We start from the raw sequence: 11,973 nt of genomic DNA on the forward strand, positions 1-11,973 counted from the left end.
TACCTTTTGGTAAAGGTATGGTATTAGACCTGACTGTAAAGTCAGGTCTTTTCCTGTTTGTGCTCAGGGAAAAAATTGCACTATTTCAAGCGAAAATTGTCGCATTTGGTTATTAATTATCACTATAAATATATACTGCCTTGGCTATCCAGAATCAAACCGAAAGGAAAAGTTTCTCATCTATTAAGGTAGTCAAAGACTATCCGGATTTCTTAGATATCCAATTACAATCCTTCAAAGATTTTTTCCAGCTGGATACTCCTGCTGAAAGAAGAAGACAGGATGGTCTTTTCAAGGTGTTTTCTGAGAATTTCCCAATTAGTGATTCTAGAGAAAACTTCACACTTGAATTTATTGACTATACAGTAGATCCTCCAAAATACAACATCGAAGAGTGTATTGATAGAGGCCTAACCTACTCTGTACCGCTTAAAGCAAAACTTCGTCTATTGTGTTCTGATGAAGACAATGAAGATTTTGAAACTATTGAGCAAGAGGTTTTCTTGGGAAACCTTCCATATATGACAGAGAAAGGTTCCTTTGTGATCAATGGTGCAGAAAGAGTTATTGTATCTCAGCTTCATAGATCTCCAGGTGTATTCTTTGCTCAAAGTAAACATACCAATGGTACCAAGTTATATTCAGCCAGAATTATTCCTTTCAAAGGTAGCTGGATTGAATTTGCAACGGATATCAATAATGTAATGTATGCTTACATTGATAGAAAGAAAAAATTCCCTGTTACTACTTTGTTGAGAGCTATTGGTTTTGGTTCAGATAAGCAGATTTTAGACCTTTTTGGTCTATCTGAAGAAATTGCTGCAACTAAAGCTAATCTTAAAAAAATTACCGGTAGAAAACTTGCTGCTAGGGTTTTGAGAACTTGGGTAGAGGATTTCGTTGATGAGGATACTGGTGAGGTGGTTTCTATTGATAGAAACGAAGTACTTTTAGAAAGAGATTCTATTCTTTCTGACGAGGATATTGAGTTGATATTGGAATCTGGAGCGAAGTCTATTATTCTTCATAGAGAAGATGTAAACGTTGCTGATTATTCTATTATCTACAATACCCTTCAGAAGGATAACTCTAACTCAGAAAAAGAAGCTGTTGAGGTAATTTACCGACAACTTAGAAATACAGAAGCTCCTGATGAAGCTACTGCAAGAGAAGTTATTCATGGGTTGTTCTTCTCGGATAAGCGTTATGACTTAGGTGAAGTTGGTAGATATAGGATCAATAAGAAATTAGGATTGAATATCGATTCCGAAAAAATCGTATTGACTACAGAAGATATTATCAACATTGTGAAATATCTGATTGGTCTTATCAACTCTAAAGCTGTAGTCGATGATATTGATCACTTAAGTAATAGAAGGGTAAGAACTGTAGGAGAACAATTGTATTCTCAATTTGGAGTAGGTCTTGCAAGAATGGCCAGGACGATCAGAGAGAGAATGAATGTTCGTGATAACGAAGATTTCAAACCTGTTGATTTGATCAATGCAAGAACACTTTCTTCTGTTATCAATTCATTCTTTGGAACGAATCAGCTTTCTCAGTTTATGGATCAAACCAATCCTCTAGCTGAGTTGACTCACAAAAGAAGACTTTCTGCTTTGGGCCCAGGTGGTCTTTCAAGAGAAAGAGCTGGTTTTGAAGTTCGAGATGTTCACTATACTCACTATGGTCGTCTTTGTACCATTGAAACCCCTGAAGGTCCAAATATTGGTTTGATCTCTTCTCTATGTGTTCACGCGAAAGTGAATTCAATGGGATTCTTGGAGACTCCTTATAGAAAAGTAAAAGAAGGGAAAGTAAGCATGAATACTGAAGATATAGTATTCTTGACTGCTGAGGAAGAAGATGACAACAATATTGCTCAGGCAAATGCTCCTTTGGATGACGAAGGTCTTTTCTTGAATGATAGGGTTAAAGCAAGATTTGAAGGTGATTTCCCTGTGTTGGATCCCAAAGAGATCAGTTACATGGATGTAGCTCCTAACCAAATCGTATCGGTAGCAGCTTCTTTGATTCCATTCTTGGAACATGATGATGCAAACCGTGCCTTGATGGGTTCTAACATGCAGCGTCAGGCAGTTCCTTTGTTGAAAGCTGAAGCGCCTATCGTAGGTACTGGCTTAGAAGGTAAAGCTGCTATTGATTCAAGAGCATTGATCATCGCTGAGACAGATGGTGTTATTGAATATGTAGATGCTACTAAGATTACCGTAAAATATGACCTTACTGAAGATGACTTATTGGTTAACTTCAGTGATGAATATAAAACATACAACTTGGTGAAATTCAGAAGAACTAACCAAGACACAACTATCAACTTGACTCCGTTGGTTCTGAAAGATCAGAAAGTAACGAAAGGCCAAGTTTTGGTAGAAGGTTATGCTACCAATAATGGTGAGCTTGCATTAGGTAAAAACCTAAGAGTAGCTTACATGCCTTGGCAAGGATATAACTTTGAAGATGCAATTGTAATTTCGGAAAGAGTTGCAAGAGAAGATATCTTCACTTCAATTCACATCGAAGAATTCCAATTAGAAGTTAGAGATACCAAAAGAGGTGAAGAAGAATTGACTTCTGAAATACCAAACGTTTCTGAAGAGGCTGTAAAGAATCTTGACGAAAATGGTATCATCAGAGTTGGTGCTGAGCTGAAAGAAGGAGATATCATCATCGGTAAAATCACTCCAAAAGGTGAAACTGACCCTACTCCAGAAGAGAAATTGCTTAGAGCAATATTTGGAGACAAAGCAGGTGACGTAAAAGATGCTTCTTTGAAAGCTTCCCCTTCATTGAATGGTGTTGTTATCGAAACAAAACTATTCTCTAGACCTAAGAAGGATAAAGATCTAAGAGCAAAATCAAAGGCCGAAGTAGAGAAACTTAAAGGCCAATATTCCAAAGATCTTTTGGGAATGAGAGCCAGGATGATCAATAAGCTTGTTCAGCTTTTGGACGGAAAGACTTCTCAAGGAGTAAGACATAAATTTGGTGATGAAATCATCAGCAAAGGAGTGAAGTTCAATGCTAAGAACATTGAGCAAAACTTATTCCCTGCAAAGAACCCATATAGAGATGAGTCAAACTATAATGTTCAGGAAGAAGCGAATCTTGTTTCTGATATTATTTTGGATGACTGGACTGATGACCAACATGTGAATGGTTTGATCCAAAAACTTGTTAAGAATTATATCAACTCTAGAAACGATATTTCTGGTATCTTCAAACGTGATAAATTCACCCTTGAAGTAGGGGATGAATTGCCAGCTGGAATTGTTCAACTTGCTAAAGTTTATGTAGCTAAGAAACGTAAGCTAAAAGTGGGTGATAAAATGGCAGGTCGTCACGGTAACAAAGGTATTGTTGCTAGAATCGTAAGAGACGAAGATATGCCATTCCTAGAAGATGGAACCCCAATGGATATCGTATTGAATCCTCTAGGTGTACCTTCCAGGATGAATATTGGACAGATCTTCGAAACAGTTCTTGCTTGGGCTGGACACAAGATGGGTAAAAAATATGCTACTCCTATTTTCGATGGAGCTACAATGGAAGAAGTTGCGGCTGAATTGGAAAAAGCAGAATTACCTGCTTATGGAAGAACATACCTATACGATGGTTTGACAGGTAAGAAGTTTGACCAGCCAGTTACAGTAGGGATTGCATACATGTTGAAACTAGGTCACCTGGTAGATGATAAGATGCACGCAAGGTCTATTGGTCCATATTCACTCATCACACAGCAGCCACTTGGTGGTAAAGCTCAGTTTGGTGGGCAGAGATTTGGAGAGATGGAAGTGTGGGCATTGGAAGCATTCGGTGCGTCTCATGTTCTACAAGAAATCCTAACTGTGAAGTCTGATGACGTAGTGGGTAGAGCGAAAGCCTATGAAGCAATTGTAAAAGGAGAAAACCTTCCGAAACCTAATATTCCGGAATCTTTCAACGTATTGGTTCATGAACTTAGAGGTCTTGCTCTAGAAATTACCTTAGACTAATTCAAAAAATACGGGCCGAAAGGCCCTTAACATACTCATCAATTATTATGGCGTTCAGAAAAAACAAAAAACTAAACAACGACTTTTCTAGAGTCACTATTAGTTTGGCCTCTCCAGAATCAATTCTGGATAGTTCACATGGTGAAGTAACGCAGCCCGAAACAATCAATTACAGAACGTACAAGCCAGAAATGGGAGGGTTGTTCTGTGAGAGGATTTTCGGTCCTGTTAAAGACTGGGAATGTCATTGTGGAAAATATAAGCGCATAAGATATAAAGGTATCATTTGTGACAGATGTGGTGTTGAAGTCACAGAAAAGAAAGTGCGTAGAGAGAGAATGGGCCATATTGAGCTTGTTGTCCCCGTAGCGCATATTTGGTACTTCAAATCTCTTCCAAACAAAATTGGATACTTGTTGGGTCTTCCAACAAAAAAATTGGATCAAATAGTATATTATGAAAGATATGCTGTCGTTCAAGCTGGAATCAAAGCTGAAGACGGGATACAATATCTTGACTTTTTGACTGAAGACGAGTATTTGGACATCATGGATAAACTTCCAAAAGAGAACCAAATGCTTGATGATGAAGATCCAAATAAATTCATCGCCAAAATGGGTGCTGAAGCTATTGAAATGTTATTGGCAAGACTTGATCTTGATGACCTTTCTTACAGCCTAAGACACCAAGCAGCTACAGATACTTCTCAGCAAAGGAAAGCGGAAGCTTTGAAAAGACTGAAAGTTGTAGAAGCATTCAGAGATGCTAGAACCAGAATCGAAAACCGTCCTGAGTGGATGGTTGTAAGAATGGTTCCTGTGATTCCACCAGAATTGAGACCGTTGGTTCCTTTGGATGGTGGTAGATTTGCAACCTCTGATTTGAATGATCTTTACAGAAGGGTGATCATTAGAAATAACCGTCTGAAGAGATTGATAGATATCAAAGCACCAGAAGTTATTTTGAGAAACGAAAAAAGAATGCTTCAGGAAGCTGTCGATTCTCTTTTTGATAACTCAAGAAAGGTCAATGCTGTAAGATCTGATGGTAACCGTGCTTTGAAATCACTTTCTGACATGTTGAAAGGTAAGCAAGGTCGTTTCCGTCAAAACCTATTGGGTAAGAGGGTCGATTATTCTGGCCGTTCTGTTATCGTCGTAGGTCCTGAATTGAAACTTCACGAGTGTGGATTGCCAAAGAATATGGCTGCTGAGCTTTTCAAACCATTTATTATCAGGAAGCTGATAGAAAGAGGTATTGTAAAGACTGTAAAATCTGCAAAGAAAATCGTAGATAGAAAAGATCCTGTGGTATGGGATATCCTTGAAAATGTATTGAAAGGACACCCTGTGCTTCTAAACAGAGCTCCTACACTTCACAGATTGGGTATTCAAGCTTTCCAACCGAAATTGATCGAAGGTAAAGCAATTCAACTTCACCCATTAGTATGTACTGCATTCAACGCTGATTTTGATGGTGATCAGATGGCGGTTCACGTTCCATTGGGACATGAAGCCATTTTAGAAGCCTCAACATTGATGCTTTCTTCGCATAACATCCTAAATCCTGCAAATGGTGCTCCAATTACAGTACCTTCACAGGATATGGTTTTGGGACTTTATTATGTAACCAAAGGGAAAAAATCTACGCCTGAAGAGATTGTTTTGGGTGAAGGTCAAACTTTCTATGGTGAAGAAGAAGTCATCATTGCAATGAATGAAGGACGTGTGTCTCAACATGCATTTGTAAAGTGTAAAGTTAAGGTAAGAGAAGATAACGGTGATATTGTCGAAAAGATTATAGAAACCGTAGCTGGTAGATTGATTTTCAATCAATTCGTGCCTGAAGAAGTTGGTTATGTAAATGAACTCTTGACAAAGAAAAAACTTCAGCAGATTATCGCGGAAGTTGTAAAAATATGTGGTATTGCCAGAACTGCCCAGTTCCTTGATGATATCAAGCACCTAGGTTTCCAGATGGCATATACCGGTGGACTTTCAATGGGATTGAACGATGTTATTATCCCTGATGAAAAAGACCCATTGATCAATAAAGCAAAAGAAGAAGTTGACCAAGTTTGGAACAACTATCTAATGGGGCTCATTACAGACAATGAAAGGTATAACCAAGTAATCGATATTTGGACTAGAACCAACTCTAATTTGACCAACATCTTGATGCGTCAAATGGAAGAAGATAAACAAGGTTTCAATGCAATCTATATGATGATGCACTCTGGAGCCAGGGGTTCTAGAGAACAAATTCGTCAGCTGGGTGGAATGAGAGGATTGATGGCTAAGCCTCAGAAAAACCTTCAAGGTTCTGTAGGTGAAATCATCGAAAACCCAATTCTATCAAACTTTAAAGAAGGTTTGGATGTATTAGAGTACTTTATATCTACCCACGGTGCACGTAAAGGTCTTGCCGATACTGCATTGAAAACTGCTGATGCTGGTTACTTGACCAGAAGATTAGTGGATGTTGCTCAGGATATGATTATCTCAGAAGAAGATTGTGGTACATTGAGAGGTCTTGTAGTTCAGCCTTTGAAAGACAATGACGAAATCGTAGAGCCACTTTCTGAACGAATTGTAGGTAGAGTATCTGTTCATGATGTTGTAGATCCAATTTCTGAAGAGATATTGGTAAGTGCAGGTGAGGAAATCTCTGATGATATTGCAAAAAGAATAGATGAATCTGCAGTTGAAGAAGTTGAGATCAGATCTGTATTAACGTGTGAAACTAGAAGAGGTGTATGTTCTAAGTGTTATGGTAGAAACTTGACTACTGGTAACATGGTTCAGAATGGAGAGTCTGTAGGTGTAATTGCCGCGCAGTCTATCGGTGAGCCAGGTACTCAGTTGACATTGAGAACATTCCACGTAGGGGGTACAGCATCTAACATTTCTGTTGAAGCAAGCATCAATGCCAAGTTTGAAGGTGTTATTGAATTTGAAGAAGAATTGAGATGGATCAATACAACCAACAAGGATGGCGAAGCAATTGCAATTGTGATGGGAAGATCTGGTGAAATTAAGATAAACGACTCTAAAGGGAAGTTGCTTGTTTCTAACCACGTACCTTATGGTGCGATCTTGAATGTGAAAGATGGTCAGAAAATTGGTAAAGGTGATTCACTTTGTACTTGGGATCCATACAATGCTGTGATTTTGTCAGAGTTTGATGGGGAAATCGAATTTGATGCAATCATTGAAGGTGTTACTTTCAAAGAAGTAGCGGATGATCAGACTGGTTACAGAGAAAAGGTAATCATTGATACAAAAGATAAGACTAAAAACCCTGCTGTAATTGTAAATTATGGTGAGGAAAATAAATCATACAATATTCCAGTAGGAGCTCACTTAGCGGTAGAAGCAGGTGAAAAAGTGAAAGCTGGTCAAATTTTGGTTAAAATCCCAAGATCTGTTGGTAAGACAAGAGATATTACTGGGGGTCTTCCAAGAGTAACAGAATTATTCGAAGCCAGAAACCCTTCCAACCCGGCGGTAGTTTCAGAAATCGATGGAGTTGTGACTTATGGAGGTATCAAAAGAGGTAACCGTGAGATCTTTATCGAATCCAAAGATGGTGTAAGAAAGAGATATATGGTGTCATTGTCTAAGCATATTCTTGTTCAGGAAAATGACTTTATCAGAGCTGGTGAGCCACTTTCTGATGGAGCAATTACTCCAAACGATATCTTGGCTATCAAAGGACCAACTGCTGTACAGGAATATTTGGTAAATGAAATCCAAGAAGTATATAGACTTCAAGGTGTAAAAATCAACGATAAACATATTGAGGTAATCGTAAGCCAAATGATGCAAAAAGTAGAAATACTTGATGCTGGTGACACAGGTTTCCTTCAAAACCAAGTTGTTGATAAGTGGGCTTTCAGGGAAGAAAATGACAACATCTTGGATAAGAAAGTTGTAATGGAACCTGGAGATTCGAGCACATTGAAGGCAGGTATGATTATCTCTGCAAGAAGATTGAGAGACGAGAATTCCAGTTTGAAGCGTAAAGATTTGAAATTGGTGCAAGTTAGAGATGCTGAAACAGCAGTTTCTAGACCAACACTTCAAGGTATTACAGCTGCATCTTTGGGTACAGAAAGCTTTATATCGGCTGCATCTTTCCAGGAGACTACCAAAGTCTTGAGTGAAGCTGCTATTAGAGGTAAGCGTGATGAACTTCTCGGATTGAAAGAAAACGTTATCGTAGGTCACTTGATTCCAGCAGGAACAGGACAAAGAAACTTTAAAGATATTATTGTAGGTTCTTTGGATGATTACGAGAGACTATCTGTTGAGAAGGAAAGATCAGTAAAAAAGTCAAAAGAGGTAGTTAAGTAATACCGGTTTTGATATAGAAATAAAGAGGCCTGTGTAAAAGCAGGCCTTTTTTATCTTTAATTATTTCTTAGAAAATAGAAAGGAAGTTTTAAACTAAAATCAAAACTAGCAATTGATACATAGTCTGGAAGTATAATCTGGAGTAAAACAAAATTCATTTAATCTTATGGAAGACGATAAATTAGCCAATCAAAATCAACAAATCAACGTTGAGCTCTCAGAAGAAGTGGCCGAAGGTGTCTATTCAAATTTGGCAATGATAGCACATTCAAATTCAGAGTTTGTGATTGATTTTATTAGACTGATGCCTGGAGTACCAAAAGCAAAAGTTAAATCAAGAATCATCATGACCCCTGATCACGCAAAAAGATTGCTAGCAGCTTTGAAGGATAATATAAATAAATACGAAAATGCATTTGGTAAAATTCAGGGAGGAGATGAAAGTCCGTCTTTTCCATTGAATTTTGGAGGGACTCCTGGGGAGGCATAGTAAAAATATAACATCTTAATTTTGTTTGTTTTACCTATTTGTTTACCTTTGCAGTCCAAAATTCACAAGTTTACAAGGAACAAAATAAATTTTATCAGTTAATGCCTACTATACAACAGTTAGTAAGAAAAGGTAGAACTACCCTTGAGACCAAGTCCAAGTCTAGAGCTTTGGATGCATGTCCTCAAAGAAGAGGGGTTTGTACAAGGGTGTACACTACCACGCCTAAGAAGCCTAACTCAGCGATGAGAAAAGTGGCTAGGGTAAGATTGACGAACGGAAAAGAGGTTAACGCCTACATTCCTGGAGAAGGTCACAATTTGCAAGAGCACTCGATCGTATTGATCAGAGGTGGTCGTGTGAAGGATCTTCCAGGTGTACGTTACCACATCATCCGAGGTGCACTAGATACAGCAGGAGTAAAAGACCGTAAGCAAGGTCGTTCCAAGTATGGTGCGAAGCGTCCTAAGGCCGCTAAGAAATAATATTACAAAAACATTTAGAAAAAATGAGAAAAGCGAAACCAAAAAAGAGATATATTCTTCCTGATCCGAAGTTTAATGACACTTTGGTAACAAAGTTTGTTAACTGTCTAATGGTGGATGGTAAGAAGAGTATTGCTTACAGAATTTTCTACGACGCAGTCGAGAAAGTTGAACAAAAAGTAGGTGAGAACGGTCTTGAGGTTTGGAAAAAAGCGCTTAACAATATAACTCCCGCTGTCGAGGTGAAGAGTCGTAGAGTTGGTGGTGCTACTTTCCAGGTCCCAATGGAAGTTAGACCTGAAAGAAAGTTGTCCCTCGGAATCAAGTGGATGATCACTTATGCCAGAAGAAGGGGTGAGAAAACTATGATGGATAGATTAGCTGGAGAAATCATCTCTGCCGCAAAAGGCGAAGGTGCTGCTGTGAAGAAGAAAGATGATACCCATAGAATGGCGGAAGCAAATAAAGCATTCTCACACTTTAGATTTTAATTGAAATGGCAAGAGATTTAAAATTTACAAGAAACATTGGAATTGCTGCACATATTGATGCAGGTAAGACCACAACTACTGAACGTATCCTATTTTATTCTGGTGTAAGCCATAAAATCGGTGAGGTTCATGATGGTGCGGCTACCATGGACTGGATGGCACAAGAGCAAGAAAGAGGTATCACAATTACTTCTGCTGCGACCACTGTTTTTTGGAATTATAGAGACAACAAGTACCAAATCAACATCATCGATACTCCTGGGCACGTGGATTTTACCGTAGAGGTAAACCGTTCCTTAAGAATTTTGGATGGGTTGGTATTCCTTTTTAGTGCTGTGGATGGTGTTGAGCCTCAATCAGAAACTAACTGGAGACTAGCTGATAATTACAAAGTAGCTCGTATCGGTTTCGTTAACAAAATGGACCGTGCAGGTGCTAACTTCCTTGAAGTTTGTAAGCAAGTAAAAGAAATGTTAGGTAGCCATGCAGTTCCATTGCAACTTCCTATCGGTGCTGAAGACAAATTTAGAGGTGTAGTTGATTTGATCAACAACAGAGCTATTGTTTGGAATGAGGATGATTTCGGGATGACTTTCGAAGAAGTTCCTATTCCTGAAGATATGAAAGAAGAAGTTGCTCAATATAGAGAATATCTTTTGGAGTCAGTTGCAGAATTTGACGAGTCATTGATGGAGAAATTCTTCGAAGATTCTGAGTCAATTACTGAGGCAGAAATCCTAAACGCACTTCGTCAGGCTACTATCGCAATGAAAGTAGTTCCTATGGTTTGTGGTTCATCTTTCAAAAACAAAGGTGTACAAACTATGCTTGACCTAGTGATGGAGTTGCTTCCTTCTCCTTTGGACAAAGATGATATTATTGCTCATTCTTTGGATAATGAAGATGAAGAAGTAAAAATCGCTCCAGATGAATCAGAACCTTTCACAGGTTTGGCATTCAAAATCGCTACGGATCCATTTGTAGGTCGTCTTTGTTTCGTGAGAGCTTATTCAGGTGTTCTTGAATCAGGTTCTTATGTATTCAATAGCCGTTCTGGAAATAAAGAGCGTATCTCAAGAGTTTTCCAAATGCACGCGAACAAGCAAAATCAGATTCCAAGATTGGTAGCTGGTGATATTGGTGCAGTAGTTGGATTTAAAGATATCAAGACTGGAGATACACTTTGTGATGAAAAACGTAAAGTAGTTCTTGAGTCAATGGTATTCCCTGAGCCAGTTATTGGTTATGCTATTGAGCCTAAGACACAAGCTGATGTAGATAAGCTAGGTATGGCTATCGCTAAGCTTGTAGAAGAAGATCCTACTCTTGTAGTTAATACTGACCACGAAACTGGACAGACTATCTTGAGAGGTATGGGTGAACTTCACTTGGATATCATTATCGATCGTTTGAAAAGAGAATTCAAGGTTGAGATTAACCAAGGAGCACCTCAAGTTGCATATAAAGAAGCTTTGTTTGGTTCTATTGAGCACAAAGAAGTCTATAAAAAGCAGTCAGGTGGTAAAGGTAAATTTGCAGATATCGTATTTGAACTTGGACCGAAAGATCCAGATCCAGAGACAAACGAAATCAAGGCAGGATTGGATTTCGTAAACGGAATCGTAGGTGGTGTAATTCCAAAGGAATTTATCCCTGCTATCCAAAAGGGTTTTGCTGAATCTATGAAAAATGGTCCTTTGGCAGGTTATCCTGTAGAGTCTATGAAAGTAAGATTGTTCCATGGATCATTCCACGATGTCGATTCAGACGCATTATCATTTGAATTGGCAGCAAGAATTGGATTCAAGGAAGCAGCTAAAAAATGTAGACCACAATTGTTGGAACCAATCATGGCAGTTGACGTAGTTACGCCAGATGAATACACTGGTCCAATTACTGGTGATTTGAATAGAAGAAGAGGATTGATGAAAGGTATGGATACAAAAGGTACTTCTACTGTAGTCAAAGCTAGTGTACCTCTTTCCGAGTTGTTTGGCTATGTTACTGATTTGAGAACAATCACATCAGGTAGAGCAACAGCTTCATTGACCTTCTCACATTACGAGCCTGTACCTAACAATATCGCAGAAGCTGTGATAGCGAAAGTTAAAGGTGAAAAAGCCTAAATTCTAAGCG

General features: G+C 38.6%; 6 protein-coding genes. All 6 read left to right on the forward strand.

The genetic code is table 11. From position 1 onward, the window contains the following. Positions 1-140 precede the first annotated feature (140 nt). Positions 141-4,016: a DNA-directed RNA polymerase subunit beta gene (gene rpoB, locus MM236_RS11785; RefSeq protein WP_241275185.1), complete on the forward strand. Its 3,876-nt coding sequence runs from the start codon at positions 141-143 to the stop codon at positions 4,014-4,016. Positions 4,017-4,063: 47 nt separating this feature from the next. Next, positions 4,064-8,371, forward strand: a complete 4,308-nt coding sequence (gene rpoC, locus MM236_RS11790) for a DNA-directed RNA polymerase subunit beta' (RefSeq protein ID WP_241275186.1) — start codon at positions 4,064-4,066, stop codon at positions 8,369-8,371. A 166-nt stretch (positions 8,372-8,537) separates the two neighbouring features. Then, a complete protein-coding gene (locus MM236_RS11795) occupies positions 8,538-8,861 on the forward strand; it encodes a DUF3467 domain-containing protein (RefSeq protein ID WP_241275187.1) in 324 nt (107 codons plus the stop codon). A gap of 101 nt (positions 8,862-8,962) precedes the next feature. Continuing rightward, positions 8,963-9,346 (forward strand): 30S ribosomal protein S12, encoded by a 384-nt coding sequence (gene rpsL, locus MM236_RS11800; RefSeq protein WP_014772291.1) that lies wholly within the window; start codon positions 8,963-8,965, stop codon positions 9,344-9,346. A 23-nt stretch (positions 9,347-9,369) separates the two neighbouring features. Continuing rightward, a complete protein-coding gene (gene rpsG, locus MM236_RS11805; RefSeq protein ID WP_241275188.1) occupies positions 9,370-9,837 on the forward strand; it encodes a 30S ribosomal protein S7 in 468 nt (155 codons plus the stop codon). Between the two features lie 5 nt (positions 9,838-9,842). Further along, positions 9,843-11,963: an elongation factor G gene (fusA, locus tag MM236_RS11810; protein WP_241275189.1), complete on the forward strand. Its 2,121-nt coding sequence runs from the start codon at positions 9,843-9,845 to the stop codon at positions 11,961-11,963. The last annotated feature ends 10 nt before the right edge of the window (positions 11,964-11,973 follow it).

The sequence above is a fragment of the Belliella calami genome (assembly GCF_022549695.1).
GTDB classification, from domain to species: domain Bacteria; phylum Bacteroidota; class Bacteroidia; order Cytophagales; family Cyclobacteriaceae; genus Belliella; species Belliella calami.

Coding starts and splice junctions, on each gene's coding strand:
- rpoC (WP_241275186.1), top strand. CDS start 4,064: ATGGCGTTCAGAAAAAACAAAAAACTAAACAACGACTTTTCTAGAGTC.
- MM236_RS11795 (WP_241275187.1), top strand. CDS start 8,538: ATGGAAGACGATAAATTAGCCAATCAAAATCAACAAATCAACGTTGAG.
- rpsL (WP_014772291.1), top strand. CDS start 8,963: ATGCCTACTATACAACAGTTAGTAAGAAAAGGTAGAACTACCCTTGAG.
- rpsG (WP_241275188.1), top strand. CDS start 9,370: ATGAGAAAAGCGAAACCAAAAAAGAGATATATTCTTCCTGATCCGAAG.
- fusA (WP_241275189.1), top strand. CDS start 9,843: ATGGCAAGAGATTTAAAATTTACAAGAAACATTGGAATTGCTGCACAT.